Raw genomic sequence first — 26,402 nt, 5'->3', positions numbered from 1 at the left:
ACGTTGAACGGTCGGGTGGTGGTGCGCGGTGATTTCGATGCTCTCACCGGTGAAATGTTGTTGTCGGCGTTGTCGAATCTGACGATGCCGACCCCGGCACCTGATGGAACCCCGGATTCTCGGTCTGCGGCGAAACGCACGGCGGACGGGTTCACCGAACTGATCCGCCGGTATTTGGACTGCGCCAAGACCGGTACGGATGGTGGTCAGCGGCCGCATGTGAACGTGCACATCAATGCTCGTGATTTGGCTGAGCATCGGGGTTGTGCCGCACAGTCTTCGGATTCGGGTGATGACGGCTCACTGGAGCCGGCCGATCTTGATGTCGGGCACATGTCCTGGCTCGGACCACTGTCCGTGTCGCAGACCAGACTCCTCGGGTGTGACTGTTTCCTGTCGACTGTTCTGCTCGACGACCACGGGGCGCCGTTGGATGCGAAACCCGGGAAACGGTTGGTGTCCGCCGAACAGCGAGTGGCGTTGATCGCCCGCGACAAAGGCTGCGCGTTCCCCGGCTGCACGTGTGTACCGGCCTGGACGGATGCGCACCATATTCGGCACTGGGCCAACGGCGGGCCGACGGTGATGAGCAACCTTGTCCTGCTGTGCCGTTCGCATCACCGGCTGATGCACCGCAAATCCAGGTTCGTCGGGAAATGGGAAATCCGAATCGGGGTCGACAACAAACCGTGGTTCATCCCGCCGCCCTCGATCGACCCCGGCCAGCACCCGCGGCCGGCGAACACCACATTCAAAACCTGAGGGGGCAAACCTCTTCGGCGATAACAAAACGACCAGCTTCGCATCGGCATTAACCCGATGCGAGGCTGGTCAGTGGTGCTTGGAGAAAACGTGCGTGGAGAAAACGTGCTTGGAGAAATCGTGTCAGAAGATGCTCTGCGTGCGCCAGAGATCCGAGACGGAAACCCCGACACGCTCGAGAAGTGTTCGTACCAAAGGTAATCCGATACCGATGACACTCGAGGGATCACCCTCGATCCTCTCCACGAACCAGCCGCCGAGACTGTCGAGCGTGAATGCTCCGGCGACTTGGAGCGGTTCGCCCGTTGCCAGGTATGCCTCGAGATCTTCGGTGGACGGTTGCGCGAAATGAACCACTGTTGCGCTGTGATCCGAGGCCATGCGAACGATGCGGCCGTCGGCGACGCGTAGGACACAGTGCCCGGTCAAGAGAGTGGCGCTGCGTCCGGCCATTGCGGCCCATCGCTTTCGGGCAATATCGACGCTGCCCGGCTTGCCTTGAAGTTGCCCGTCGATCAGGAGCATCGAATCGCACCCGACAACGACTACGTCGGTGAGATTGTCGGCGGCGAGGCCGGGAACGATCTCGGCGGCCTTGGCCTCCGCCAACACCGTCACGACTTTTTCGGGAGCGGCGTCGGGGCCGAGGTTGTCGGCAATCTTGTCCTCGTCGACGCCGGAGACACGCACAAGCGGCGAAACCCCGGCCGCCCGCAGAACTGCGAGGCGAGCCGGGGACGCTGAAGCTAGAACCAGTTGAGTCACGTCAGCAAGTGATCGTCAGCTGCGACGGATCGCGGGGTTCAGGTACGCGTACGGCGAGAACGGCGCACGCGTGCGGTGGAACTGAGTCGGATCGCCCCAGGTCTCCGCGGGAACATTCGACTCGGGAGCCTGACCGCTGCCGGCAGCCGCGGCAAGCACGCTGACCAGTGCCGCGATCTCGACGTCGGTGGGCGAACCCTTGACGATCTTGATGACCGACGCGTCGGAGGTCGACGTCTCGGTCAGCTCCGTGAGCGAAGCGTCCGTCGCGCTTCCCTCGACGACCGCACCGTTGGTCGGTGCAGTCTCCGCCAGTGCGACATCTTCGCTGAGAATGTCCTCGGTGGTTGCGGTCATAGGGGAATGTTCCCATGCTTCTTGGGCGGAAGGGAAACGGCCTTGCGCTCGAGCAGTCGCAATGCGGAAACGATTTGTCCGCGGGTGTGCGACGGAGGAATGACAGCGTCGACGTATCCGCGCTCAGCGGCGACGTACGGGTTGACGAGGGTGTCCTCGTACTCGTTCTGCAGCTTGAGGCGCAATGCATCGACGTCTTCGCCGTTCTTCGCGGCTTCGAGAAGCTGCTTGCGGTAGACGAATCCGACAGCTCCGGAGGCACCCATGACGGCGATCTGAGCGGTCGGCCATGCCAGGTTCACGTCGGCGCCCATGTGCTTGGAGCCCATGACGTCGTACGCTCCGCCGTAAGCCTTGCGGGTGATGACCGTGATCTTGCCGACCGTTGCCTCGCCGTACGCGTAGAGGAGCTTCGCGCCGCGACGGATGATGCCGTTGTATTCCTGCTCGGTTCCGGGAAGGAAACCGGGAACGTCGACGAGGGTGATGATCGGGACGTTGAACGCGTCGCAGGTACGCACGAAGCGTGCGGCCTTCTCCGAGGCGTCGATGTCGAGGCAGCCCGCGAACTGGGTGGGCTGGTTGGCGACGATGCCGACCGAGCGGCCGTCGACGCGACCGAAACCGACGATGATGTTCATCGCGCGCTCGGCCTGGACCTCGAGGAACTCGTCGTCGTCGAGGATGCGACGGATGACCTCGTGCATGTCGTACGGCTGGTTGGCCGAATCCGGGATGAGGGTGTCGAGTTCGATGTCCTCAGCGGTCAGGCTGTCTTCGATCGAACCGACGATCGGGTCGGTGATCTCGCCGCGGGGAGCTGCTGCCTGGTTGTTGGACGGCAGGTAGCTGAGCAGGTCCTTGACGTAGTCGAGGGCATCCTGCTCGCCGGAAGCGACGTAGTGGGCGACTCCGGACTTGACCATGTGGGTGCGAGCACCACCGAGGTCTTCCATCGTGACGTCTTCGCCGGTGACTGTCTTGATGACGTCGGGGCCGGTGACGAACATCTGGGAAGTCTCGTCGACCATCACGACGAAGTCGGTCAGTGCGGGGGAGTAGACGTGGCCGCCGGCGGCGGGTCCCATGATCAGTGAGATCTGGGGGATGACACCCGAGGCCTGGACGTTGCGGTGGAAGATCTCGCCGTAGAGGCCGAGCGATACGACGCCTTCCTGAATGCGCGCGCCTGCACCTTCGTTGATGCCGACGAGGGGGCGACCGGTGCGGATCGCGAGGTCCATGACCTTGACGATCTTCTCACCGTAGATTTCGCCGAGCGATCCGCCGAAAACGGTGGCGTCCTGTGAGAAGACACAGACGTCGCGGCCGTCGATGGTGCCGTAACCGGTGACGACGCCGTCGCCGACCGGGCGGTTGTCAGCGAGACCGAAGTTCACACTTCGGTGCCGTGCCAGTGCGTCGAGTTCGACGAAGGAGCCCTCGTCGAGGAGGGCGGTGATGCGCTCGCGGGCGGTCAGCTTGCCTTTGGCGTGCACCTTGTCGATGGCGGCTTCGCCGCTCGGTGCCTGCGCCTGGGCTTGGCGATTCCGCAGGTCCGCGAGCTTTCCCGCGGTCGTGTGGATATCGGGTGCGGCCGCCGCCTCCGGCGCGTTCGGCTCTTGGACAGTGGTCATGGACGTGAGCTTAACGAGAGTGCGTGGGGGGCTTCGAAGGCAGGTCCGATTGTCGCTGTCTTGCAGGCTCAAGCTACTGACCAGTACATTCTCGCTGTCGTCATAGGCTGGGGCTATGTGGACCGACTTGAACCGACCGCCCCTCGACGGCAATGCCCTACGACGCGCACTCGTGCGCAGTGACAACGACGACGCGCGCGTTTTCTGGAACCGCCTCGACGTTGTCGAGGAGACCGGTTCGACGAACGCGGATCTCCTTGCGCGAGCGGCAGATCCGGATGCCGACCGTCACGTTCTGATCGCCGAGTATCAGGCGAGTGCCCGCGGCCGTCATTCGCGCACGTGGGTGAGTCCGCCGCAAGCGCAGATCTCGATGTCGGTTCTGCTGTCGATGCCCGGAATGAATCTCACGGACATGGGTTGGCTCCCGCTACTGTCGGGAATCGCGGTCGTCGACGCGCTGCGGAACGTGGCCGAAGTGCCCGCAGAACTCAAGTGGCCGAACGACGTTCTCATCGGTGACAAGAAGGTCGCCGGAATTCTGGCCGAGGTGGCAAGGACAGCGCCCGATCCCGCGGTGGTGGTGGGCATCGGGTTGAACGTGAGCCTGGGTGTCGAGGAGCTGCCCGTCCCGACCGCTACATCACTCCTCATCGAAGAAGCATCGACTGTCGACCGCGACACCCTCGTTCGAGCAATCGCCCGTGAGTTGGCGACGCAATTCCGTGCTTGGGAATCATCGAAATGGGATACATCTGTGTTGGCTGCCGAATACCGGCAGCGTTGCGGGACGCTGGGCAAACGAGTCCGCGCGGTCTTGCCGGGCGACAAGGAGGTGTTCGGTATCGCGACCGACGTCGACACTTCCGGCCGCGTTGTCATCGAAATCGAGGGAACAGATGGGGAGACCTTTGCGGTCGCTGCGGGTGATATCACGCACCTTCGGGCCGCCCCGGTAGCCGAATCGTGAGCCTTGCCGGATTTTCTGGCACCAAAGTGCTAATTTTTGGCCCTGGCCGGTTTTCGAACCAACCGTCCGTCCTTCATTTCATTTAACTGCGGGATCTACTGAGCTGCCTAGGGGCGTCATGACCACACCGATCGTTGTTCCGACCGAAGCCGAGACGGCCGAGAGCGCTCGCCGCGTACTCACCGGTGTGACGGTGCTGCTCGGTGTCCTCACATTGGGCCTGGGTATCGCCGTACTCGCATGGCCGGATGCCACCCTTTTCGTGGTCGCGGTGGTCATTGCGATTCAGTTGTTCGGATTCGGAATCGTCCAGATCATCCGTTCGTTCGCGGACGTGACGGCTTCGGGTGGAACTCGGACGCTTGTCGCGATCTCCGGCGCGTTGGCAGTGCTCCTCGGATTCCTGGTTCTCCGTAGCCCTTTGCAGACGGTGGTTCTGATCGCATTGGTGATCGGTGCCTGGTGGGTATTCCGTGGCGTTCTCGATCTGGTCGACGCGGCGTCCGGGCACACCGTCGATCGCGGTCTGTCGATCGTGCTCGGAGTCATCAGCATCGTCGCGGGTGCAATCGTCCTTCTGCAGCCCGAACTCTCGCTCGACGTCTTCCGCATCGTGGTCGGCGTGTGGATGGTGCTGTACGGCATCATCATCGTCGTGACCCCGTTGGTGCTGCGAAAGATCGCTCAGCCCTGAGCGTTGCCCTGAACGTGGGTGTGCCTGAAAGTCGGTGTGCCTGAAAGTCGGTGCGGGATGGCAGACTTCCCGTCATGGGATATCCCGAAGACGCCCTCGCTCAGGACGAGGAACTGATACTGCATCGCCATCCTCATTGGAAGATGTTGGTGCTTCCGGCGTTGACGTTCGTGCTTGCGACGGCCGTCGCCGGGTTCTTGTTGGGCCTCGCACAGACGAGATTGGACGGCACGGCTCGCACCGTGTCGTCCATTGCCGTCGGAATCATCTGGCTCGGTGTCGTGGCCTGGCGATCGGTTGCGCCGTTCACGGTCTGGAAGTTCACGCATTTCATCGTCACCGATCGGCGGGTGCTCATCCGCCACGGAGTGCTCACGCATACCGGTATCGACATCCCCATGGGGCGGATCAGCAATGTTCAGTTCCGCCACGGCTTGATCGATCGAATGCTCAAGACCGGAACTCTGGTCATCGCCTCTGCCAGTGACGATCCGCTCGAGTTCGACGACATTCCCGACGTCGAGCACGTTCACGCCCTGCTGTATCACCAGGTTTTCGATTCCATGCAGCAGCCACCATCGCAGCCACCGCAGCGGCCGGCGGGTGAAAACGACGACCCGAACGATCGAAATGGCTGGTAATCAACGTGCAAAGGCGTGTTGTCCGTAGTCTGTTCGTGTGACTGCCGTATTGCTAGCCGAAGACGACGAGGCCATTGCCGCACCCCTCTCCCGCGCACTGGGGCGTGAAGGGTATTCGGTGACGGTCGAACCGACCGGACCCGCTGCGTTGCAGCAGGCGCTCGAAGGTGATTTCGATCTGTTGATTCTCGATCTCGGCCTTCCGGGCATGGACGGCCTCGAGGTCTGTCGACAGATTCGTGCGCATCGCACCTCGCTCGCCGTGCTGATGTTGACCGCCAGGACCGACGAAGTCGACTTCGTGGTCGGGTTGGACGCCGGCGCCGACGACTACGTCAGCAAGCCGTTTCGCCTCGCCGAGTTGATGGCACGTGTGCGAGCACTCCTGCGTCGCCACGGTGGCCGCGAGGACACGATCGTCGAGGTCGGTGGCATCAGGCTCGAGCCCGCGGCACGACGCGTACTCGTCAACGGCTCCGAAATCGCCTTGGCCAACAAGGAATACGAACTTCTGCGGGTCCTCCTCGAACATGCCGGGGAAGTAGTATCGCGCGATACGATCCTTCGTGAGGTGTGGGGCGACGTCGAGCTTCGTGGATCGAAGACGCTCGACATGCACATGTCGTGGCTGCGCCGCAAGATCGGTGACGAGGGCCCTGCCGTGGAACGCAGAATTGCCACCGTCCGCGGTGTCGSTTTCCGAATCAACACCGACTAACTTCTCGAGAATCAGGAACTGCCGGCATGCGGCGTCGCATATTGCAGTCGATTCTCGCTGTCGTGATCATGACGGCGTTGCTGCTGGGGGTTCCGCTGATCTACACGGCGTGGCTCTGGGTGGAGGACGTGGCGCGAAGTGATCTCCGGGTGCGCCTCGACCGGATGGCCGCTGAGGTCATCGCGCAAGAGGGGACGAACGGGCTCGTCGAAGGTGCGTTGAACACCGATTCGCTCAAGGTTCTCACCCCGAACGACGGGCGCCTCGTCGTCGTGTATCCGACCGTCGTCGACGGCGCTGCACGCGTCGACGTCGGTGAGGCGACGGTCAAGAACGCACTCGTCGAATCGCTCGCGATGGGAACGTCCGGCTCGTTGCGCCTCGAGGTGCCGTCGGAGAACTTGCGCACCCAGCAGAAGCAAGCGGTGATGGCCGTCGGTGTGCTCGTGCTTCTGTCCATCACGGCAGGCACCGTGGTCGCTGTGGTCACTGCACGTCGGCTTGCCGATCCGCTGCAGGATGTGGCCGACCGGGCGGCGCGCCTCGCCGAAGGTGACTTCCGGCCGGATCCTCGTCGGCACGACATCCCCGAACTCGACCGCGTGTCCGACGTCCTCGACGCGGCAACTGTGGAGATTTCGGTGCGGCTGCAACGAGAACGCGCGCTGGTCGCGGATGTCTCGCATCAACTGCGCAGTCGACTGACTGCAGTGCGGCTGCGCCTGGACGAGTTGTCCGTTCACGAAGATCCTGACGTCGTGAACGAGGCCGAGGAAGCCATGGCGCAAGTGGACAGGCTCACCGACGGAATCGACGACCTGATTCGCTCGTCGCGCACCAGTGGGTCATCGGCGAGTCTGGTGTCGGTAGTCGGCGAGCTGGAACAGGTGACCCGCGACTGGCAGGCTCAATTCGACGGAGAGGGACGCAGGCTCCGCCTACGCGGCGATCGCGCGGTGATGGCCGCGACCACAGGTTCGCGTCTGCGTGAAGCTGTTTCCGTTCTGGTCGACAATTCGTTCGAACACGGTGAAGGTACGTGCACGGTGTCTGTCCGATTGATCGACGGTACCGGGCGCAGTTCGTCTCGTCGTGACTCGATGGTGTGCGTCGAGGTCACCGACGAAGGCTCCGGCGTGGAGAACGATCTTGCACCGCACATCTTCGACAGAGGATTTTCGGGGGCCGGGTCCACCGGCGTCGGGTTGGCGCTCGCACGTGCACTGATCGAAGCCGACGGGGGCCGACTGGAACTGCAGAGGCGTAAGCCTGCCTTGTTCGCCGTCTTCCTGCCGGTGGCCAACACTGCGCCGACCGCGGACGTCGTTCCGCACCGCGAACCGCGCTGACCGAAAGGCTCGCGCAGACGGAAAACTCAGGAGTGCCCGAGCTCCTCTTCGGCATCAGGAATGACCGGGTCAGGCGCTGTGGTTTCGGATAACGCTGTGGTTTCGGACAATCCTGTGGTGTCGGACAGTTCGAGCGGTTCCGGATTCTCGTCGGGAAACACGAACTTGCGGAAGGCCCAGAATCGGAACGCCATCTGCAGCAGGTTGCCGATGACGTACGCACTGATGAAGTCGGCGATGTTCTCCGTCGCCAAGCTGACTTCGGGTACGCGCAGGTTGAAGACGTAACTGGAGATGTAGAGCGGTATGAAGCTGATGACGACGCCGATGGCGCTGATGATGAAGAACAGCGCAGCTTCGTGCGCTGGCTCACGGCCACCACGGTTCTTGAACGACCACTCGCGGTTGAGAATGTACGACGCGATCACCGCGACGACGCCGGCGATGATCTTGGCCGTGATCGGCTTGGATTCGAGGATCGACAGCTTGAGTGTGTAGAAGATGCCCGAGTCGATCAGGAAGGTAGTTCCGCCGACGATCGCGAATTTGATCAGCTCGCTGTGACGCAGAGCGATGTCACGAAACGGTTGGGGTATGCGGGCAATGACCCCGTCGACAAATGGCACAACAGATGAGTTTACGAAACGAAACCGCGTTACCACCAATTTGCCGCGGATTCATCAGCAGAATCACAGATTGGGAACGCTGAATGAACGGGCGAACGCGGCACATGACAACATAGAGAGCCGTGACCGGCAACAACGATCCCGCGCAGATCCCCGCCCGCCCGACCACCCCTCGACCGGCAAAAGCATCCATGCCCGTCGTCACCATGATCGGTGGCGGACAGTTGGCCAGGATGACTCACCAGGCGGCGGTGGCCCTGGGCCAGACGCTCCGAGTGCTCTCCGGGACTGCGGACGAGCCGGCAGCTCAGGTCAGCCCCGATGTCGTGCTCGGTAGCCACACCGACCTCGACGCTCTTCGCCGCGCAGCGGTCGGTTCCAACGCGTTGACGTTCGACCACGAGCACGTGCCGACCGAACATCTCGAGGTTCTTGTTGCCGAAGGCGTGAACGTTCAGCCTCCGCCGCAGGCTCTGATCTTCGCTCAGGACAAATTGCTGATGCGTCGCAAACTTGCCGAACTGGGCGCACCTGTACCCGCGTACGCCGAAGTGACGTGGGCGGAAGACGTCGTGCGTTTCGGTTCCGAACACGGTTGGCCGCTTGTCATCAAGGCAACCCGCGGAGGCTACGACGGCCGGGGCGTCTGGATCACCGATGATCAGGACGAAGCAGAAGCCATTGTCACCGAGCAGTTGGACAAGGGTGTTCCGCTGATCGTCGAGGAAATGGTCTCGATGCGTCGGGAACTGTCTGCCATGGTTGCGCGGTCGCCGTTCGGACAGGGCGCTACGTGGCCGGTCGTAGAGACCGTTCAGCGCAATGGCCAGTGCGCCGTCGTGATTGCACCTGCCCCCGCCCTTTCGAGTGCCGTTGCCGAGGAAGCCGAACAATTGGCGCTACGCATCGCTTCCGAGTTGGGTGTCGTCGGCTCGATGGCCGTCGAACTCTTCGAGACGACTGACGGCACTCTCGTGGTCAACGAGCTGGCAATGCGCCCGCACAACTCCGGTCACTGGACGATGGACGGCGCACGCACCTCTCAGTTCGAACAGCATCTGCGTGCCGTTCTCGACTACCCGCTCGGCGACACCTCGCCGATCGCGCCGGTCACGGTGATGGCAAACGTTCTGGGTGCACCGGAAGCGCCCGAGATGACGATGGACGAGCGTGTCCATCACCTCTTCGCGCGGATGCCCGATGCGAAGATCCACCTGTACGGCAAGGGTGAGCGCAAGGATCGCAAGATCGGCCACGTCAACATCGTCGGCGGCGCCGGATCCATCGACGATCCGAATTACGTTGCCGCAGTTCGCGAACGCGCCGAGCGCGCAGCACATTGGCTTTCGTATGCAGTTTGGACCGACGGATGGGATGTACACGGTGAGTGAGAGCGCGCAGGTCGGCCTGATCATGGGCAGCGATTCGGATTGGCCGATCATGGAAGCTGCAGCCGAAGCTCTGGCCGAGTTCGGTATCCGCTTCGAGGTCGGTGTCGTCTCGGCGCATCGCACGCCTCAGCGGATGCTCGACTACGCCAAGGAAGCCGCGGGCCGCGGAATCAAGGTCATCATCGCCGGTGCCGGTGGCGCCGCGCATCTTCCGGGCATGGTTGCCTCGGCTACACCGTTGCCGGTCATCGGTGTTCCGGTGCCGCTCAAGTACCTCGACGGTATGGATTCACTCCTCTCGATCGTGCAGATGCCGGCCGGCGTCCCGGTGGCGACGGTCTCGATCGGCGGCGCTCGCAACGCTGGTCTGTTGGCTGCTCGGATCCTCGGCGCTTCGGATCCCGCACTGCAGCAGCGGATGGTGGCTTTCCAGAAGAGCCTCGAGGCGATGGTGCTCGACAAGGACAAGGCGCTTCGCGAGAAGCTGCTGGGCTGATCTTCTCGTGTGTGCACGGCGTGGGCTGCCGCTGATCCGAGCGAGTCGGGGCAGCGCGCAGTCCGCATTCGTCACCCGCGTCGCCCTGTTCTACGCCGGGATTCTCGGCGCGGACATCCGCTTCGACGACGAGTCCGGGATCTTTGTCGCTTCCGGGCTGCGCGGCGGGTTCGCCAGAGGCGGAACAACTCTCGGCGGTGTGTACCTCACCCGGCGAAACACGACTCGATCCGTCCTTCGCCACGAGGCAGTTCACGCGGACCAATGGGCCAGGTACGGAATCGTATTCGGGCTGCTGTACCTGCGTGAGGAGTTGCGTCATCGCGGTCCGCGGAACCGATTCGAAATCGAGGCCGGTCTCGAAGACGGCGGTTACCGCACCTGAGTGAAAGCTCGTCAGTAAAAGCTACTCTTGGCGGCATGGCTCGTTTTCCGACTAGTGAACGCTTCGTCCGCTGGAGCGCGGAACATGCTCGCGGTGTGGACATCTGCATTGCGACGGTTGCCGCACTGTTCAGCGTTGTCGTTGCGGTCGAGGCGAGTCCGCTGGCGGTGTTCGTCTCGCTGGGTATGACCGTTCCGTTGGCATGGCGACGCTCGCGCCCCGAACTCTCCGGCATGGTGATCGCAGGGTTCGCAGTTCTACACGTGATCTTCATCGGCAACACACTGCTCGCATCGGCCGTTGTCGTGCCCATCTCCCTGTACGCGCTGGCCGCCTATGGCGCTCGGTGGAGTTCGCTCACCGGCCTGGTGCTCGCGTTGCTCGGCTCGATTGCCGGAACTGTTCGATACTTCGGCTACGACGGAATCCCGGTGTCTTCGCAGGTCATGCAGTCCGTGGCCGTCATGATCTTCATGCTCGCGGTCTGGGCGTTCGGTGATTTGCGTCGAGTTCGCACCAAACAATTGGAAGGTCTGACCGAGCGCGCACGGTTGCTCGAACTCGAGCGTGCGCAGGAAGCGGAAATCGCGACGATCAGCGAACGCTCGAGGATTGCGCGCGAGATGCACGACATCGTCGCGCATTCGTTGACCGTTGTCATCGCTCAGGCCGACGGCGGACGCTACAGCGCGGCCAAGGATCCTCAGGCTGCAATTCAGGCGCTCGAAACCATTGCCTCCACCGGTCGCCAAGCGTTGACCGACATGCGATCGCTTCTGTCCGTCCTGCGTGAGGACACGCCCCGGGATTTCTCGGTGATCCCGGGCGCCGGCGATATCGACAGTCTCTTCCACGAGTTACGCAGCAGCGGACTCGACATCGCCGTCAGTGTGACCGGTGAACCACGCGAACTCTCTGCGGGTGCGGGGTTGACGGCGTATCGCATCGTCCAGGAATCGCTGACGAACGTTCTCAAACATGCGGGGCCAGGAGCACAGGCGAGCGTCGAGATGACGTGGGCTGAAACCGAACTCGTTCTCGGCATCACCGACGACGGACGAGGCGGCAGCGCCGCGCTGGTCGAATCGTCACCAGGCGGACAGGGACTGATCGGAATGGCCGAGCGAGCCAAGCTGCACGGAGGCAAAGTAACCGCCGGGCCGAAATCAGGCGGCGGATACAGTGTCCGGGCCGTCCTGCCGTATGAACGAACGTCTGGGTAGGTCTTGAAACGTCTGAAGGTCTTAAGGTGAGTGGCATGGACGAACACGTGGCTCCGATCGCAGTGGCACTGATCGACGATCAGCAGCTGGTCCGCGCAGGTTTTCGAATGGTCATCGACTCGCAGCCGGATTTGTCCGTGGTGGTCGAGGCTTCGGACGGTCAGCAGGCATTGACCGAGTTGGCGGCCTGTCATGTCGACGTCGTCCTGATGGATGTCCAGATGCCGAAGATGGACGGCATCGAGGCGACCCGTCGGCTCCTGGCCGACCCCGATGCGCCGAAGGTCGTGGTGCTCACCACCTTCGACAACGACGAGTACGTGATGTCGGCAATCAGGGCGGGCGCCAGCGGTTTCCTGCTCAAGGACGTGCCACCGGAACAGTTGCTCGACGCCATCCGCACCGTGCATCGCGGGGACGCGGTGATCGAAGCTCGGGCCACTCGGCGACTGCTTCAGCACGTCGGACCTCTCCTGGAAGGTTCGGCGCCCGAATCGCAGTTGCCCGAAGAGCTGACACCGCGCGAGGTCGAGGTGCTCGAGGCCATGGCGTACGGGCTGTCGAATTCGGAGATCGCCGCAAAATTCCACGTCTCCGAAACGACAGTGAAAACCCATGTCGGACGGGTTCTTTCGAAGACTCATTCACGTGATCGTGTGCAGGCCGTCGTCTTTGCCTTCCAGATCGGACTTGTCCGGCGCGCAGATCTCCTCGGCACCGAGGGCTGACGCGCAGCCCTGTTCAGTCCTACCCCGGGATGACACCGGGCTCTCCAAGATCGCCCCGCGCTCCGACGCGGAGACCACTTGCGCTGCAATAACGTCGATTCCGTCATAGCGAGAAGCTTTACGGAGGGCAAAAAATGCATGCGCACACCACGACGGAACCAGCCGCAGTGCCGGCGATCACTGCCCGCGGTGTCACCAAGGTGTACGGCACCGGTGAGACCACGGTTCACGCGCTCGGCGGGGTCGACGTGGACTTCGGTCGTGAGCGGTTCACCGCGATCATGGGCCCGTCCGGCTCCGGAAAGTCGACGCTCATGCACTGTCTGGCCGGGCTCGACACGGTTTCGGGCGGACAGGTTTTCCTGGGCGACACCGAAGTCACGAAACTCGGCGACACGGAACTCACCGAACTTCGACGCGAGCGAATCGGATTCGTCTTCCAAGCGTTCAACCTGCTACCGGTGCTCACTGCTCGGGAGAACATGCTGCTGCCGATGAAGCTGGCGGGTAGTGAACCCTCGCCCGAGTGGATGGACGAGGTGATCGGGAAACTGGGCCTGTCGAAGCGCCTCGACCACCTGCCGCACGAGTTGTCCGGTGGTCAGCAGCAGCGTGTAGCTGTCGCCCGCGCACTACTGCCGCAGCCCGACGTGATTTTTGCCGACGAGCCCACGGGAAATTTGGATTCCCGTTCCGGGACCGAGGTTCTGGGCCTCTTGCGCACCAGTGTTCGGGAGACCGGTCAGACGGTTGTCATGGTGACACACGATCCGGTGGCGGCGTCGTATGCGGACCGAGTCGTGTTGATCGCAGACGGGCGTATTGCCGGAGAGATCGACCATCCCACCGTCGACTCGGTGATCGGTGCCATGCGAGCACTCGGTGCCGACGACCTGGCTGATGTTCCTGCAGTTTCGGGTGCACTGCGATGAGGGGTCTGGCTTTTGCCCAGGCGCGGGCACATGCCGGGCGCTATGTGGCTTCGATACTCGCCGTGGTGATCGCAGTCGGATACATCGTCGCGACTTTGACATTGAGCTCGACGGTCGATGCGAGTGTGAGTAAATCACTTGCGACGCAATACGAAACCACGGATGTCGTCGCCTCCGGTCCAGGCGTGACGGAAGCACTGCTGAGTGCGGTGCCGGGCGTCTCGGCAGTCGCCGACGACGTGTCGACGTATGTTCGTGTCGACTCCGAGGCAAAGGGCGCGTCCTACGGGGATGCTCTCTCGATCGCCGACAATCCCGAATTGCGTTGGGAGAACTTGTCGGAGGGTTCGCTTCCGGCCGGTCTGGGGCAGGTGTTGGTGAGCGTGGACTCCGGGATACCGACGGGTGCCCGAATCACTGTCACGGCAAGGGATTCGACGGTCGGTGCCGCTGCGCCCACCGCGCAGGTGGTCGGACTGGTCGATCTCTCCGGTTCGGCGCAACGACTGGGCGGGATCAAGATATTCACCACCGCCGAGCAGGTGAGCGCGTGGGCCGGGGACAGCGCCAAACGTGAGTTCCGTGTCGCCGGTGACGGTTCGCGCTCTCAGCAACAACTCGTGGATTCGATCGCGAGCGCGTTGCCCGCGGACTCCACCGTGTTGACAGGAGAAGAAGCAACCGACAACGCGGCTGCGGAATACATGGGTGGCACCAAGATCCTCAGCACGGTGTTGCTCGCCTTCGGTGCCATCGCCGTTGTTGTTGCCGCGCTGGTGATCGCCAACACGTTTGCCGTTCTGCTCGCCGCGCGCACTCAGGAACTCGCGTTGCTGCGATGCGTCGGCGCCACGGCCAAACAGGTTCGCCGGAGCATTCGCAGCGAAGCTGCTGCGGTCGGCGTGATCGCCTCGGTGATCGGCGTCGGACTCGGTGTCGGACTTGCCTGGGCGATCGGTCGCGTAGCAACGGCCGCAGATGTGCCGGTGCCTCTTTCGTCACTGAGCGTCACCCCGGTGACCGTGCTGGTCGGTCTTGCCGTTGGCATCGTGATGACGATGCTCGCTGCATCTGCGCCCGGGCGGGCGGCAACGAGGCTCTCCCCGCTCGCGGCACTGCAGCCGATGGAGTCCAAGCCCGAGAGCGTTCAGGTATCGGTCGTGCGCCGGGTTCTGGGCGTCGTGATACTGCTCGCGGGCATCGCGATGACCGTCCTGGGAGTGACGAATCAGCAGGTGCCGGCGGCGACTGCCGGTGGACTCTTTTCGTTCCTGGGGATCGCAGCACTGTCCGGGCGAATCGTGCCCGCGCTGATCAATGCCGCCGGCGGAGTGCTGGCGAGACTGATCGGTCCGGTGGGAAGCCTGGCAGCAGGCAACGCCGGTCGGAACCCACGCCGGACCTCGGCGACAGCCACGGCCCTGTTGATCGGTGTGGCCTTGACGAGCACGCTCGTCGTGGGAATCGCGACGGTCAAGGAAGCCGCACCCGCGGCGATGGACAGTCAATTCCCCGTCGACGTCATGGTGAGCAGTTCCGGTTCGGCACCGCTTCCCGCAGGGTTGGGCACAGACATCGCCGCGGTCAACGGCGTCGGCGCGGTGAGCGGTCTGGACAAGGCCGAACTGACGATCGACGGGCGCGGTTCGTTGACCGGGTTCGGTGTCGACGCTGCTCGGGTGAAAGATGTTCTGCGTACCGAGATCTCGGTACCCGCGGCCGGTCAGTTGGTGCTCTCGCCCGCTGACCTGACCGAATACAAACTCTCGGCGGGTGAGACGGCGACGGTGCGTGGGGATCGCGGTGCCGTGAACGTCAGCGTGGTCGAGGGTGTGAAAGGTCAACCAGCGCTGTTGGATCGAGGCGATCTGGGTGCAGCGGCCACCACGCCGACCACCGATTCCTACTGGGTCAGGTTGGGGACGGACACCGACGAAGAGGCGCTCGCTGCCACCGACCGCATCACCGAACTGGCACGCCAGGAAGCTCCGGGCAGCGATGTTCAAGGAATGACCGAGATGCGCTCGGCGCTCGATTCGATCCTCGACACCATGCTCATGGTGGTTGCCGGGTTGCTGTCGGTAGCGGTGTTGATCGCTCTGATCGGGGTGGGAAACACCATGGCACTGTCGGTTCTCGAACGGCGCCGCGAATCCGGACTGCTTCGCGCACTCGGACTGACCAAGAAGGGAATTCGAGCCATGTTGATCTGGGAAGCACTGCTGGTGGCAGGGGTTGCATCGGTGATCGGCGTGCTGTTCGGGATGGTGTTCGGTGTAGCCGGTACCGCCTCGGTGTTCGGGATCGAGGACGTCGCCCTCAGCGCAGTGCCGTGGGCGCAATTGGTAGCCATCGTGTTGATCGGCGGAATCTGCGGTGTGATCGCGTCACTGCTCCCCGCTAGGAGGGCGGGGCTGGTGTCACCGGTGACAGCTCTCGCGAGCTAGCGTTCAGAACTGTTTCGTGACCTTTTCGGTGCCCACTCGGCGCGCGGTAGCTTCCGCGTCCGGGTGGGCTACCTGCACGAGTGAGGCGCCCGCGGCGAGAACGGCCAGAAGCCCGTCGATCAATTCGTCTGCCGTGTCCCACGTGCGGCTGGAGAGGACACGATCCGTCGACGCCAATTCGACGTTCTTCGACGATGCCCGTGCGGCGTCGATCGTGTCCGCTACGGACCGGCCTTCCAGCGCCGAACCGGCTCCGGCGCTACGGAACTGGTCGCCGTGGACACGTATGGAGGTTGCGTAGTCGGCGACGCCGAGCGGAAGATCGCTCAAACCTTTGCCGAACGCGTCGAGTGAGAGTGCGGCTACTTCCGGTACGTCCGCAACATCGTCCAGGCGGTCGGCAGTGACAAAAGCCAGTTCGGCGTCGGCGTCGGGGGAGAGGACGACCTCACCGCCTGCCCACCACACACCCAGCAAGACGGCGACGCTCTGCCAGTGCGCGGGAAGCAGCACGGCAACTTTGCCGCCGGGCTCGAGGGCGAACTCGTCCCGAACCATGTTCGCTGTCTTTGCCGCCCAGTTGGCCAGAGTGCTCGCAGACAATTCGATGCGCTCGCCGGTGGCGTCGTCGTAGTAGGTCACGCGAGGGCCGGCCGGGTCGGCAGCCAGGATCGGTCCGAGGAGGGCGTCGGTCAGGTTGTCTACAGGCGAAGGCACGTAATCAGCTTACGCAGCCGTTCAGTTAACACAGCGGGGACCGTTGGAGGCTGCATCGATCGGGGGACCGGGCGGTGCGGGGGTGGGGCTGGTCTCGGTGGTGCTCGCCGATTCAGTCGTGGTCGCTGCGCCTTCGGACGGGGATACCGCGTCCGCGGATTGCGGTCCGCTGTAGTCCTCGGCAATGACAACCCGAACCTTGCCCGAGGACAATGACGAATCCGCCTTGACCGTCAGACCGCCGAGTGCCTCGGCCACCGCGAGTGCAGCGTCGTCGTCCGCGGACTTTGCGAACACCGTCGATTCGGAGACGTCGGAGCCGGTGTTGTTGCCGACCTGTCCCTGCTTGTACCCGAGGGCACTCAATGCCTCGGAAACCCCGCTGGCCAACCCCGCGACGTCACTGGCATTAGCGACGTCGACCGTGATCGAGGATGCATTCACGGTGGTCGGTGCCTCGGAGGTCTCCTCCGAGTCCTCGCTGTCGGCGCCGACCAATCCGGCGATGTACTTCTTGACGGCCTTGGGATCGACCTTGACGATGGACTCGCCGTAATCGGTCATGCCGTTGATGTCGAGAACGGGAATGGTCTCGAATTGCACCTTTCCGCCGGCCAGATTCTGCAACTGCTTGGCGAATTCGATGATGTCCCAGTCGTCGTCGATGACGACGGAACGCTGAACGGCCGAGGTCAACTGACTGAGCTTGCCCGGGTCACTGAGGGTTTTTGCGCTCAGTACCTTACTGACGAGGGACGCCATGAACACCTGCTGGCGCACGATCCGGTCCAGGTCGCCGCGGGGAAGGTCGTGTCGTTGTCGCACGAAGCTCAGCGCGTCGGCGCCGTCGAGTGTCTGTTTCCCGGCTGCGAAGTTGGCTCCGGACATCGGTTCGTCGACTGGCGCGTTGAGGCAGACGTCGACTCCGCCCACTGCGTTGGTCAGCAGGACGAATCCGAGTAGACCGACTTCGGCGTAGTGATCGACGGTGATGCCGGTCAGATTTCCTACCGCTCCGATGAGCGCGGTCCGGCCGGCTTCCGTCGACTTCTTGTCTGCGTCGCTGTCGGACGACCCGTTGTTGACCAACTTCAGTCGCTCGGTTTCCTTGGTGGCACCGAACGCGGCGTTGATCTTCGACATACCGATACCGGGGACGTTGACGTACGCGTCTCGGGGAATCGAGATCGCGGTTGCCGAACTTCCGTCGTTGGGGACGCGGATCAAGATGATGGTGTCGGTGTTGGACGCAACTTCCTCACCAGCGCGCAACGAGTCGAGCTCGCTTTGTGAAAGCGGGTTGCCGTGTGCGTCGGTGCGACTGTCGGTTCCCACCATCAGAATGTCGATGGCTCCGTCCTTGCCCCCACCGAGGCCGAGTCCGCTTGCAGTGGCAAGGCTGTTTCTCAACGAGTCCACACCTCGCCATGCGAACCCGGTGACCAGCAGTACGAGCACGGAGAGCACCGCGACCGCTATGCGAGCCGGGCTCGTCTTGGTCCGAATCGGCGCAGGTCGTGGACGCGCGCGGCGCTGCGGTTGCTGGTGGGACACCCCTTCAGGTTACTGGTCCGATGCTCGGCCGCGGGTACCTCGACGCGGCGTGCCAGACTCAACCATGTGACGAATATCCTGCTCACCGGCGCCCGAGGGCAGCTCGGGACACGTATCGATGCTCTCGCAACGTCGGCGGGTCACACTGTGACGGCCGTCGGTTCCCGCGAGCTCGACATCACAGACAGCCGCGCGGTCGACGACTTCGTCTCGCCCGATGCGGTGCTGATCAACTGCGCTGCGTACACGGCGGTCGACGCCGCCGAGACCGACCAGGAGGCAGCGAGGGCGGTCAACGAGATCGGACCGCTGAATCTCGCGCGAGCGTGTGCGCGGGCCGGTTCGCGGTTGATCCACGTTTCGACGGACTACGTCTTTCCGGGCGACGCGAGCGCGCCATACGACGTCGATGCACCGACCGGTCCCGCGACGGTATACGGCCGAACCAAGCTGGACGGCGAGATCGCAGTACGAGAGTCGGGGGCCGACGTGGCCGTTGTCCGTACCGCGTGGGTGTATTCGGGTGTCGGTACGGATTTTGTCGCCACGATGCGCAGGCTCGAAGCCGAACGAGAATTCGTGAACGTCGTGGACGACCAGATCGGGTCACCCACGTACAGCGTCGATCTGGCCGGCGGCATCGTCGAACTTGCGCTGCGGGACTTCACGGGTGCGTCGACATTCCACCTGACCAACGGCGGGCAAGCCAGTTGGTACGAGTTGGCGCGAGCGGTGTTCGAGGAGATCGGAGCAGACCCGGCGCGGGTGCGCCCGTGCAGCAGCGCGGACTTCGTGCGCCCTGCGCCCCGCCCGGCATATTCGGTTTTGTCCGAGCGCGCGTGGGTTACCGCGGGAATGACGCCGCTGCGTCCGTGGCGAGAGGCTCTGCACGCCGCTCTGGCGTGAGCATTGTTCGGGGCAGTGCCCGTGGGCGGCTAGGCTGACCGGCGTGAGTCCCAAGCTGGCCGTGGTAACGGTGACGTACTCCCCAGGCGAGCATCTCGAGAATTTCTTGAGCACGCTCGCCGCGGCGACGACAGAAAAACCCCAGGTCATCATGGCCGACAACGGGTCGACCGATGGTGCGCCGGAGGCGGCGGATGCCAAGTACGAGCATGTTCGTCTGCTTCGTACAGGGGGAAACATCGGCTACGGCGGAGCGATAAATCGGGCTGTGGCGGAGATCGATTCGTCGATCGAATTTGTCGTGATTTCCAATCCTGACGTCCAATGGGCACCCGGTTCACTCGACGAATTGGTCGCTGCGGCAAATCGGTGGCCAAGGGCCGGTGCACTGGGGCCGAAGGTCCTCGAACCGGACGGAAGTGTCTATCCGTCGGCACGAACGGTGCCCGACATCACCTCGGGGGTCGGGCACGCGTTGCTCGGCACCCTGTGGCCGAAGAACCCGTGGACTGCTCGTTACCGTCAGGAGAACGAGGCCGTCACCGAGCGCTCCGTCGGTTGGCTTTCCGGGTCGTGCCTGTTGGTACGACGTGATGCCTTCGACGCCATCTCCGGCTTCGACTCGCGATACTTCATGTACATGGAGGACGTCGATTTCGGTGATCGCCTCGGAAAAGCCGGGTGGCTCAACGTCTTTGTTCCCTCCGCTGTCGTGACCCATGCCAAAGGCCATGCGGCAGGCCGGCATCCGGAACTGATGCTGCCCGCCCATCATCGCAGCGCTTACCAGTTCCAGGCTGATCGTCATCCGCACTGGTGGCAGGCTCCGCTGCGACTTGCCTTGCGCGGTGGCCTGGCCGTGCGGTCCAAGATCGCCGTAGCTTCTGCTGTACGCGAGCGCGCTCGCACCGACGACTCGACCGACAACCCATCAGTTTCGAACCACGGGGGAAAATGATGTCCGATCCGAATCCGACCGACGCCGTAATCCTGGTAGGCGGCAAGGGCACTCGGCTGCGTCCGTTGACGCTGTCGGCGCCCAAGCCGATGCTTCCGACCGCCGGCCTTCCGTTCCTGACGCATCTGCTTGCCAGGATCGAGGCTGCCGGTATCAAGCACGTGGTGCTCGGAACATCTTTCAAGGCAGAGGTATTCGAGGACTACTTCGGCGACGGCTCCAAGATGGGGCTCGAGATCGACTACGTCTTCGAGACCGAGCCGCTGGGCACCGGTGGCGGAATCCGCAACGTACTCCCGAAGTTGTGCGGCGACAACGTCATGGTGTTCAACGGTGACGTGCTCGGTGGCACCGACCTGAACGCCATTCTCGAGACCCACGAGAAGACGGACGCCGACGTGACCCTTCACCTGGTTCGTGTGGGAGACCCGCGTGCATTCGGTTGTGTTCCGACCGACGAGGACGGACGAGTCTCGGCCTTCCTGGAGAAGACCCAGGATCCGCCGACGGATCAGATCAACGCCGGCTGCTACGTCTTCAAGCGCGAGATCATCGAGCAGATCCCGGAGGGACGACCGGTATCGGTCGAGCGCGAGGTGTTCCCGAATCTCCTGGCCGAGGGTAAGCGGGTGTTCGGCCACGTCGACTCGTCGTACTGGCGTGACATGGGAACCCCCGAGGACTTCGTTCGCGGTTCCGCCGACCTGGTGCGAGGCATCGCGCCTTCGCCGGCTCTCGAAGGTCCACGCGGCGAGTCGCTCGTTCACCCCGGGGCGGGAATTGCGCCTGGCGCCGTCCTGATCGGCGGCACGGTTGTCGGCCGTGGCGCAGAAGTCGGCGCAGGTGCGCGCCTTGACGGTGCGATTCTCTTCGACGGCGCCGTTGTGGAAGCCGGTGCGGTAGTCGAACGATCGATCCTCGGATTCGGCGTCCGTATCGGACCACGAGCACTGGTCCGCGACGCCGTCATCGGAGACGGCGCGGACATCGGTGCGCGGTGCGAATTGTTGCGCGGCGCACGTGTGTGGCCGGGGGTGACGCTGCCGGACGGTGGCGTGCGCTTCAGCACAGATGTGTGATCGTTAGCTGACCTACTGGAATACTGGCGGGTATGACTTCTCTTCCGAGCCGTTACGTTGCCCTCGGTGACTCGTTCACCGAGGGCGTCGGCGACGCCGACGAACGATTCCCCAACGGTCTGCGCGGGTGGGCAGACCGAGTGGCCGAGCAGCTGGCGGTGAACAACCCCGAGTTCCGCTACGCCAACCTGGCGATTCGTGGTCGCCTACTCGGACCGATCATCGACGAGCAGTTGGAACCCGCTCTGGCGTTGAAGCCCGATCTGGTGACCGTCTACGCCGGCGGAAACGACATGATGCGTCCGAAGCTCGACATCGACGCGATGGTCGCCCGCTACGATTCGGCAATCGGCCAGCTCACTGCTTCCGGTGCGCAGGTTCTCATGTTCACCGCATACGACACCGGATGGTCCGCCTTCTTCGGCAAGCTCCGCGGACGCCTGGCGATTTACAACGAGCTTGTTCGCGAGGTAGCGGACCGCCACGGCGCGACCCTCGTCGACTTCTGGCGATTCTCCGAATATCAGGACCTACGGATGTGGGACTGGGATCGCCTCCACATGTCGCCCGCCGGGCACGAGAACATGGCGACGCGGGTGCTCGACGTACTGGGCGTCGAACACGGATTGATCGCGCCCGACCTCGGGCCTGCGCCGGTTCTCACGAAAGCGGAAACTCGTCGCGAGGATCGTCAATGGGCGCGAGAGTTCTTGGTGCCGTGGGTAGCTCGGCGCGTGAAGGGAACATCTTCGGGCGACGGCGTGAGCGCCAAGCAACCCGAGCTGTCTCCGATTCAGTCCTGATTCTTGCGCTGATGGGCGAGCGCTACCAGGTGGTCGATGGTCTCGCGCTCGGCAGTCGGCGGTAGCGCGTCCACCGGCCACCACCGGAGGTCGGTGGACTCCGCGCTGCGGACGATATGTGATTTGTCCGGCGCCACAACAAGAAACCGTAGATCGAGATGTCTGGTCGGGACCCCGAGCGAGCACGTGATCGGATGTGTGTGGGCGGAGAGTAGGTCCGCGTCTATCCGAACGTCGTGAATTCCGGACTCCTCACGAGCCTCCCGCAATGCCGCATCGACTACCGTGTCGTCGTCGGGCTCGCAGTGACCTCCGAGCTGAATCCACCTGCCCACCTTGGGATGCAGGGTCAGTAAGACGTGGCAGCCACTCTCGTCGAGAACCAGAGACGACGCGGTGATGTGTCCTGGGGCATGGCGACGAAGGCAGCCGTCCGGAGCCGAATCGAGGAACGCGAGCATCGTGTGCCGCAGTGACTCGTCCGCTTCGGAGGACGTCGACCAGCCCTCCAGGACGCCCTTGGCGGAGGCGTGCAGCGATTCGGCTGACATGACCTACAGCTCCACCAACGCGTCCCCGGGGGCGGAGACCGTGCGCGGAGTCAGTGGTTCGAGGGGGTACCCGATTGCGACTGCGCCGAGTGGCTGCCAATCGGCCGGGAGATCGAGTTGTTCGCGTACGAGGTCGGCGGCGAAGATCGTCGATCCGATCCAGCAGCTTCCCACGCCGCGTGTGGCCAGCGAGACCAGCAGTCCCTGCACTGCCGCGCCGGCAGCGACGGTGAACATCGTGGACTCCGCCGCGGTACGTCGGGCATCCGGATAACTGTGTGCGCCGTCGGGCACGCAGAAGGGAATGACGACTTCGGGGGCATCGAACAGGATGTTTCCGCGGGCAACCCGCGCGTCGACGGATTTGTCGCTACGACCGTCCGCACGCAGATCGGCGGCCCACTTCTCACGCATCTGCTCGAGGAGCGACGTGCGGACCGACGCGGTCCGCAGCCACACGAATCGAACAGGCCTCGTGTGGTGGGGTGCTGGAGCGGTGAGTGCCTCGGCGATCGAGCTGCGAATGATCTCCGCGTCGACGGGATCACCTGCGAACTGCCGAACCGACCGACGCAACAGCAGCGCCTGGCCGCGGCCCATCGCCGTAGCCTCCTCGGTTCCCAGCCAGAACAGATCGTCCGGGCCGCGACGGATCAGATCCTGGCCACTCGAACCGTCGTCCTCGAATCGGAGTCCTCGCACGACGGCGACGGGAACGCCGCCGAGCTTGCCCTTGACCAGATCGCCCGCAGCGGCGATCTCGTCCGCGATCGCGATCTCGGTGACGATCAGATCGTTGCCCTGGCTGTCCTGTGCCCCGAGGTAGCCGTGCAGGACCGGAATGCCGGAGGAACCGATCGCGGCATCGGTCTGCCCGTTGCGCCACGCACGACCCATCGTGTCGGTCACGACGACGGCGACGGACTTGCCCGTGCTCTCGAGAATTCGGGCACGCAGCCCCGCTGCGCTCGCATCGGGATCCACGGGGAGCAGGGCGAGTTCGGCACCGTCGACGTTGGAGCCGTCGATGCCCGATGCGGCCTGCACGATGCCGAGTTTGTTCTCGGTGATCAGAGTGCGGCCCTTGCGGGCCACGACGCGGACGGCTTCCTGATCCACCAGGAGGCGTCGTGCTGCGTCGCGCTCTTCCGGATCGGTCGGCGAGGAAACGATGCGACCCTCGACTTTTGAGAACACCTTGCTCGTGACGACAACGACGTCGCCGTTCTCGAGCCACGGTGTCGCGTCGACGACAGCGGCGGCCAAGTCGTCTCCGGGCCGGAACTCGGGAAGGCCGAGCACGGGAATGACTTCGATTGCGGCGCCGGGGGAGTGATCGCCGGGGGAGTGATTTCTGTCGCGGCTTGCTTCGGTTCCGGGCTCGGTCACAGTTCGACTCCGGCGATCTCGAAAGCCGTTCGAACCATTTTTGCGGTCTCTTCGGGGGACGTCATCAAAAGTGGGATGCTTCGCACGTCCACCCCGTCGATGTCGGCCGTGTCACCTTCGTCGACGAGCCAGCCGTCGAGAATGCCGTTGATCGAGCGAGCTCCGTAGTGGCGACCGATCGCCTCGGAAGTCGTCTCGACCCCGATCACTTCGAGGCACTCGTCAGCCATGCCGCGCAACGGTTTTCCACCGATGACGGGGGAGAGGCCGACAACCTTGGCCGCGGTGGTCCGCAGGGCTCCGCGAATGCCGGGCACCGCGAGGATCGCGCCGACGCTCACGACGGGATTGGACGGTGCGATCAGCACGATGTCGGCACCGTCGATCGCCTCGACCACCCCTGGCGCGGGCTTGGCCTGCTCGGCGCCGACGTGAGCGAAGCTGTGAGTTTCCACCTGTGCTCGATGGCGTACCCACCACTCCTGGAAATGAATCGCCTTCTGTTCACCGTCTTCCGGATCGGTGATCACAACGTGTGTTTCGCTGCGGTCGTCGCTCACGGGAAGCAGTGCGACACCCGGATTCCAGCGATTGCACAACGCTTCGGTGATCGCGGACAACGGATATCCCGTGCGGAGCATCTGGCTGCGAATCAAATGCGTTGCGATATCGCGATCTCCGAGGCCGAACCAGTCCGGCTTCGCTCCGTATGCCGCGAGTTCTTCTTTCGCATTCCAGGTTTCGCCGGCGTGCCCCCACCCGCGTTCGGTGTCGATACCGCCGCCGAGTGTGTACATACAAGTGTCCAGATCGGGGCAGATGCGCAGACCGTGCATCCAGACGTCGTCTCCGACGTTGACGACGGCCGTGATGCGATGTGGGCCTTCGTATTTCTCGAGGGATTCACCACCGGCGATTCCGAGCGCATTTTGCACACCTTGAAGGAAACGGGCCCCGCCGACGCCGCCAACCAATACAGTCACGTTCACGACAACAGAGCCTAGGCGGTCGGCGCGTCGTCGTGTCTGGCGGGCAGAAGGTCCCGTCAATTGGGGGCCGGAATACTAATGGATTCATCTCGTTTAGCTTGACCGCGACACGCTGGACGTGTGTAATCTCAAATGTGTCATTCCAACCGCTACTTGTGAGTTCACTTGCAGCGGGGCCGGTTTCGAACACAGTTTCGAACGGTCGACGGGGTGGGGTTGAAGATGGAGTGAAAATTCTGCGCTATTACAGGTGAGGAGGCGGAACGATGCCCAATGAAAATGTCGAGATCAGTTCTCTCGCAATGACAGTAAGCGACGAACCGCAGACCGATTCCCGAGCAGGCGCAGCAGAAGGTGCCTGCAGCAGTGAGTTCGACGGTATGAGTACTCGGCCAGTGCTGAGTCTCGTCACCGGCTTCGAAGAATTGTTCGACACCATCGAGGATCAGTGGCAGGAGCGTGCTCTCTGCGCGCAGACCGATCCCGAAGCGTTCTTCCCTGAAAAGGGTGGATCGACGAGGGAAGCAAAACGGATCTGCCTCGGTTGTGAAGTTCGTGACGAGTGCCTCGAGTACGCGCTCGCGAACGACGAACGGTTCGGAATCTGGGGAGGGTTGTCCGAGCGCGAGCGTCGGCGACTCAAGCGGGGGATCATCTGATCTGCTGCTGAATCGGTTCTGTCAGCGTCGGGGCTGACGGGCGGTCTTCGAAAGTCTGACCTGCAACGGGGAATTGCAGGTCAAGCAACGACTGTTTTGTTCTTCGTGTGGATTTACTTCTTCGTGTGACATCAGTTTTTTCGTCTGACGGTGCGTCAGTCCTCGTCGGGCAGTATCAGTCCTCGTCGGGCAGTGTGGGGTCGATGACCTGTGGGTCGACGCCCAGATACGTGCCGACTTGATGGACCAACACGTCGTGCACCAGATCCGTGAGTTCTTCCGGATCCTTCGCGCGCTGCTCCAACGGGCGGCGAAACAGCACAATTCTTGCGCGAGTCGTATTTCCGTGACGGTCGATTCCGGCCGGAATCAGTCGTGACAGTGGAACCGGGCCGTCTGCGATGACCTCCGGCGGCCATGTGACGGACTCCGGATCGTGCGCGTGAATCTTCGGAACTTCGTCCACCGCGATGTCGAGTTTCGTCAACCGGTCGTGCCACGCGAGGTCGACAGGCGAGAAGGCGTCGAGCACCAGGAGATCGAACTTCTCGGCCCGGGTACGCCTGGCGGGCACCTCCGGGGGAAGTAGTGGTCCGCGCAGGCCACGGCCGTGTCGCTCGATGGAACGAGTGGTGACCGAGCGTCGGCGGCGAGCTTGTGGCATGGCGCCCAGATT

General features: G+C 63.4%; 28 protein-coding genes. 18 read left to right on the top strand and 10 right to left on the bottom strand.

Annotated elements, in window-relative coordinates:
* Positions 1 to 762: HNH endonuclease signature motif containing protein (locus tag AC1DVN_RS25040; RefSeq protein WP_477994316.1), on the top strand; the 762-nt coding region annotated here is incomplete at its 5' end.
* 123 nt (positions 763 to 885) lie between these two features.
* Here AC1DVN_RS25040 and AC1DVN_RS25035 read toward each other — a convergent pair.
* From AC1DVN_RS25035 to AC1DVN_RS25025, 3 genes are read right to left on the bottom strand one after another with little or no spacing between them, the layout of a single operon-like run.
* Positions 886 to 1,527, bottom strand: coding sequence for a Maf family protein (locus tag AC1DVN_RS25035; RefSeq protein WP_007731146.1), 642 nt, complete (start codon positions 1,525 to 1,527; stop codon positions 886 to 888).
* A 15-nt stretch (positions 1,528 to 1,542) separates the two neighbouring features.
* The gene (locus AC1DVN_RS25030) at positions 1,543 to 1,884 is read right to left on the bottom strand and encodes an acyl-CoA carboxylase subunit epsilon (protein WP_019747751.1); all 342 of its coding nucleotides are present in this window, start codon (positions 1,882 to 1,884) and stop codon (positions 1,543 to 1,545) included.
* A complete protein-coding gene (locus tag AC1DVN_RS25025) occupies positions 1,881 to 3,521 on the bottom strand; it encodes an acyl-CoA carboxylase subunit beta (RefSeq protein WP_003940853.1) in 1,641 nt (546 codons plus the stop codon). The genes AC1DVN_RS25030 and AC1DVN_RS25025 overlap by 4 nt, the downstream gene beginning before the upstream one ends.
* Before the next feature lie 115 nt (positions 3,522 to 3,636).
* On the opposite strand from AC1DVN_RS25025, the gene AC1DVN_RS25020 reads away from it, so the two are divergent.
* From AC1DVN_RS25020 to AC1DVN_RS25000, 5 genes are all read left to right on the top strand, one after another.
* Positions 3,637 to 4,491: a biotin--[acetyl-CoA-carboxylase] ligase gene (locus tag AC1DVN_RS25020; protein WP_019747752.1), complete on the top strand. Its 855-nt coding sequence runs from the start codon at positions 3,637 to 3,639 to the stop codon at positions 4,489 to 4,491.
* 118 nt (positions 4,492 to 4,609) lie between these two features.
* Positions 4,610 to 5,185, top strand: a complete 576-nt coding sequence (locus AC1DVN_RS25015) for an HdeD family acid-resistance protein (RefSeq protein WP_003941007.1) — start codon at positions 4,610 to 4,612, stop codon at positions 5,183 to 5,185.
* A gap of 74 nt (positions 5,186 to 5,259) precedes the next feature.
* Complete coding sequence (locus AC1DVN_RS25010) at positions 5,260 to 5,826, top strand: PH domain-containing protein (RefSeq protein WP_283384863.1); 567 nt, start codon at positions 5,260 to 5,262, stop codon at positions 5,824 to 5,826.
* Between the two features lie 37 nt (positions 5,827 to 5,863).
* On the top strand, positions 5,864 to 6,544 hold the full coding sequence (locus AC1DVN_RS25005) for a response regulator transcription factor (protein WP_477994315.1): 681 nt from the start codon (positions 5,864 to 5,866) through the stop codon (positions 6,542 to 6,544).
* Positions 6,545 to 6,570: 26 nt separating this feature from the next.
* Positions 6,571 to 7,893 (top strand): sensor histidine kinase, encoded by a 1,323-nt coding sequence (locus tag AC1DVN_RS25000; protein ID WP_477994314.1) that lies wholly within the window; start codon positions 6,571 to 6,573, stop codon positions 7,891 to 7,893.
* Between the two features lie 26 nt (positions 7,894 to 7,919).
* Here the strand turns inward: AC1DVN_RS25000 and AC1DVN_RS24995 are convergent, their stop codons facing one another.
* Complete coding sequence (locus AC1DVN_RS24995; RefSeq protein ID WP_007731156.1) at positions 7,920 to 8,519, bottom strand: GtrA family protein; 600 nt, start codon at positions 8,517 to 8,519, stop codon at positions 7,920 to 7,922.
* Positions 8,520 to 8,710: 191 nt separating this feature from the next.
* On the opposite strand from AC1DVN_RS24995, the gene AC1DVN_RS24990 reads away from it, so the two are divergent.
* The 7 genes from AC1DVN_RS24990 (at position 8,711) to AC1DVN_RS24960 (ending at position 16,121) form a co-directional block, all read left to right on the top strand.
* Positions 8,711 to 9,910 carry a 5-(carboxyamino)imidazole ribonucleotide synthase gene (locus AC1DVN_RS24990; protein WP_438473318.1) on the top strand — a complete coding sequence of 400 codons (1,200 nt, stop codon included), beginning with the start codon at positions 8,711 to 8,713 and terminating at the stop codon, positions 9,908 to 9,910.
* Positions 9,894 to 10,406 (top strand): 5-(carboxyamino)imidazole ribonucleotide mutase, encoded by a 513-nt coding sequence (purE, locus tag AC1DVN_RS24985; RefSeq protein WP_080909738.1) that lies wholly within the window; start codon positions 9,894 to 9,896, stop codon positions 10,404 to 10,406. The genes AC1DVN_RS24990 and purE overlap by 17 nt, the downstream gene beginning before the upstream one ends.
* Before the next feature lie 7 nt (positions 10,407 to 10,413).
* Complete coding sequence (locus tag AC1DVN_RS24980; RefSeq protein WP_020907086.1) at positions 10,414 to 10,791, top strand: hypothetical protein; 378 nt, start codon at positions 10,414 to 10,416, stop codon at positions 10,789 to 10,791.
* A 35-nt stretch (positions 10,792 to 10,826) separates the two neighbouring features.
* Positions 10,827 to 12,014 carry a sensor histidine kinase gene (locus tag AC1DVN_RS24975; protein ID WP_019747758.1) on the top strand — a complete coding sequence of 396 codons (1,188 nt, stop codon included), beginning with the start codon at positions 10,827 to 10,829 and terminating at the stop codon, positions 12,012 to 12,014.
* Positions 12,015 to 12,049: 35 nt separating this feature from the next.
* Positions 12,050 to 12,742, top strand: coding sequence for a response regulator (locus tag AC1DVN_RS24970; RefSeq protein WP_021332552.1), 693 nt, complete (start codon positions 12,050 to 12,052; stop codon positions 12,740 to 12,742).
* 134 nt (positions 12,743 to 12,876) lie between these two features.
* Positions 12,877 to 13,674: an ABC transporter ATP-binding protein gene (locus AC1DVN_RS24965; protein ID WP_019747760.1), complete on the top strand. Its 798-nt coding sequence runs from the start codon at positions 12,877 to 12,879 to the stop codon at positions 13,672 to 13,674.
* Positions 13,671 to 16,121 (top strand): ABC transporter permease, encoded by a 2,451-nt coding sequence (locus tag AC1DVN_RS24960; protein WP_080909739.1) that lies wholly within the window; start codon positions 13,671 to 13,673, stop codon positions 16,119 to 16,121. Before AC1DVN_RS24965 ends, AC1DVN_RS24960 begins: the two co-directional genes overlap by 4 nt.
* Before the next feature lie 3 nt (positions 16,122 to 16,124).
* Here AC1DVN_RS24960 and AC1DVN_RS24955 read toward each other — a convergent pair whose 3' ends face one another.
* Complete coding sequence (locus tag AC1DVN_RS24955; RefSeq protein WP_019747762.1) at positions 16,125 to 16,838, bottom strand: TIGR03089 family protein; 714 nt, start codon at positions 16,836 to 16,838, stop codon at positions 16,125 to 16,127.
* A 21-nt stretch (positions 16,839 to 16,859) separates the two neighbouring features.
* The gene (locus tag AC1DVN_RS24950; RefSeq protein WP_020907091.1) at positions 16,860 to 18,392 is read right to left on the bottom strand and encodes an LCP family protein; all 1,533 of its coding nucleotides are present in this window, start codon (positions 18,390 to 18,392) and stop codon (positions 16,860 to 16,862) included.
* Between the two features lie 66 nt (positions 18,393 to 18,458).
* On the opposite strand from AC1DVN_RS24950, the gene rfbD reads away from it, so the two are divergent.
* The 4 genes from rfbD to AC1DVN_RS24930 are packed head-to-tail and all read left to right on the top strand — an operon-like array spanning position 18,459 to position 22,138.
* Positions 18,459 to 19,298, top strand: a complete 840-nt coding sequence (gene rfbD, locus AC1DVN_RS24945) for a dTDP-4-dehydrorhamnose reductase (RefSeq protein ID WP_355332482.1) — start codon at positions 18,459 to 18,461, stop codon at positions 19,296 to 19,298.
* A gap of 43 nt (positions 19,299 to 19,341) precedes the next feature.
* Positions 19,342 to 20,256 (top strand): glycosyltransferase family 2 protein, encoded by a 915-nt coding sequence (locus AC1DVN_RS24940; protein ID WP_477994313.1) that lies wholly within the window; start codon positions 19,342 to 19,344, stop codon positions 20,254 to 20,256.
* A complete protein-coding gene (manB, locus tag AC1DVN_RS24935) occupies positions 20,253 to 21,335 on the top strand; it encodes a mannose-1-phosphate guanylyltransferase (RefSeq protein WP_477994312.1) in 1,083 nt (360 codons plus the stop codon). Before AC1DVN_RS24940 ends, manB begins: the two co-directional genes overlap by 4 nt.
* A gap of 32 nt (positions 21,336 to 21,367) precedes the next feature.
* Positions 21,368 to 22,138, top strand: a complete 771-nt coding sequence (locus AC1DVN_RS24930) for an SGNH/GDSL hydrolase family protein (RefSeq protein ID WP_338480569.1) — start codon at positions 21,368 to 21,370, stop codon at positions 22,136 to 22,138.
* Here the strand turns inward: AC1DVN_RS24930 and AC1DVN_RS24925 are convergent.
* From AC1DVN_RS24925 to cofD, 3 genes are read right to left on the bottom strand one after another with little or no spacing between them, the layout of a single operon-like run.
* Positions 22,129 to 22,689: an NUDIX hydrolase gene (locus AC1DVN_RS24925; RefSeq protein WP_477994311.1), complete on the bottom strand. Its 561-nt coding sequence runs from the start codon at positions 22,687 to 22,689 to the stop codon at positions 22,129 to 22,131. The genes AC1DVN_RS24930 and AC1DVN_RS24925 overlap by 10 nt on opposite strands.
* 3 nt (positions 22,690 to 22,692) lie before the next feature.
* A complete protein-coding gene (locus AC1DVN_RS24920; protein WP_472796159.1) occupies positions 22,693 to 24,078 on the bottom strand; it encodes a coenzyme F420-0:L-glutamate ligase in 1,386 nt (461 codons plus the stop codon).
* Positions 24,075 to 25,067, bottom strand: a complete 993-nt coding sequence (gene cofD / locus AC1DVN_RS24915; RefSeq protein ID WP_003940958.1) for a 2-phospho-L-lactate transferase — start codon at positions 25,065 to 25,067, stop codon at positions 24,075 to 24,077. Before cofD ends, AC1DVN_RS24920 begins: the two co-directional genes overlap by 4 nt.
* A 380-nt stretch (positions 25,068 to 25,447) precedes the next feature.
* On the opposite strand from cofD, the gene AC1DVN_RS24910 reads away from it, so the two are divergent.
* Positions 25,448 to 25,726: a WhiB family transcriptional regulator gene (locus AC1DVN_RS24910; protein WP_020907098.1), complete on the top strand. Its 279-nt coding sequence runs from the start codon at positions 25,448 to 25,450 to the stop codon at positions 25,724 to 25,726.
* A 175-nt stretch (positions 25,727 to 25,901) separates the two neighbouring features.
* Here the strand turns inward: AC1DVN_RS24910 and AC1DVN_RS24905 are convergent, their stop codons facing one another.
* Entirely contained in the window at positions 25,902 to 26,390 is a 489-nt protein-coding gene (locus tag AC1DVN_RS24905) for a metallopeptidase family protein (protein ID WP_003940797.1), read from the bottom strand.
* Positions 26,391 to 26,402 lie beyond the last annotated feature (12 nt).

This window comes from Rhodococcus sp. P4_E4, from assembly GCF_056401575.1.
Note: the sequence above shows the minus strand (reverse complement) of the source record. Positions and strands in the feature narration are given on the sequence as shown.

Excerpts from the sequence above, each read along its gene's own strand:
- AC1DVN_RS24975 (WP_019747758.1), top strand. The coding sequence starts at position 10,827 with ATGGCTCGTTTTCCGACTAGTGAACGCTTCGTCCGCTGGAGCGCGGAA.
- AC1DVN_RS25025 (WP_003940853.1), bottom strand. The coding sequence starts at position 3,521 with ATGACCACTGTCCAAGAGCCGAACGCGCCGGAGGCGGCGGCCGCACCC.
- AC1DVN_RS25015 (WP_003941007.1), top strand. The coding sequence starts at position 4,610 with ATGACCACACCGATCGTTGTTCCGACCGAAGCCGAGACGGCCGAGAGC.
- AC1DVN_RS25030 (WP_019747751.1), bottom strand. The coding sequence starts at position 1,884 with ATGACCGCAACCACCGAGGACATTCTCAGCGAAGATGTCGCACTGGCG.
- AC1DVN_RS24930 (WP_338480569.1), top strand. The coding sequence starts at position 21,368 with ATGACTTCTCTTCCGAGCCGTTACGTTGCCCTCGGTGACTCGTTCACC.
- AC1DVN_RS24960 (WP_080909739.1), top strand. The coding sequence starts at position 13,671 with ATGAGGGGTCTGGCTTTTGCCCAGGCGCGGGCACATGCCGGGCGCTAT.
- AC1DVN_RS24965 (WP_019747760.1), top strand. The coding sequence starts at position 12,877 with ATGCATGCGCACACCACGACGGAACCAGCCGCAGTGCCGGCGATCACT.
- AC1DVN_RS24970 (WP_021332552.1), top strand. The coding sequence starts at position 12,050 with ATGGACGAACACGTGGCTCCGATCGCAGTGGCACTGATCGACGATCAG.
- AC1DVN_RS24905 (WP_003940797.1), bottom strand. The coding sequence starts at position 26,390 with ATGCCACAAGCTCGCCGCCGACGCTCGGTCACCACTCGTTCCATCGAG.
- purE (WP_080909738.1), top strand. The coding sequence starts at position 9,894 with ATGTACACGGTGAGTGAGAGCGCGCAGGTCGGCCTGATCATGGGCAGC.
- AC1DVN_RS25010 (WP_283384863.1), top strand. The coding sequence starts at position 5,260 with ATGGGATATCCCGAAGACGCCCTCGCTCAGGACGAGGAACTGATACTG.
- manB (WP_477994312.1), top strand. The coding sequence starts at position 20,253 with ATGATGTCCGATCCGAATCCGACCGACGCCGTAATCCTGGTAGGCGGC.
- AC1DVN_RS24910 (WP_020907098.1), top strand. The coding sequence starts at position 25,448 with ATGAGTACTCGGCCAGTGCTGAGTCTCGTCACCGGCTTCGAAGAATTG.
- AC1DVN_RS24990 (WP_438473318.1), top strand. The coding sequence starts at position 8,711 with ATGCCCGTCGTCACCATGATCGGTGGCGGACAGTTGGCCAGGATGACT.
- AC1DVN_RS25000 (WP_477994314.1), top strand. The coding sequence starts at position 6,571 with ATGCGGCGTCGCATATTGCAGTCGATTCTCGCTGTCGTGATCATGACG.
- AC1DVN_RS25020 (WP_019747752.1), top strand. The coding sequence starts at position 3,637 with ATGTGGACCGACTTGAACCGACCGCCCCTCGACGGCAATGCCCTACGA.
- AC1DVN_RS24925 (WP_477994311.1), bottom strand. The coding sequence starts at position 22,689 with ATGTCAGCCGAATCGCTGCACGCCTCCGCCAAGGGCGTCCTGGAGGGC.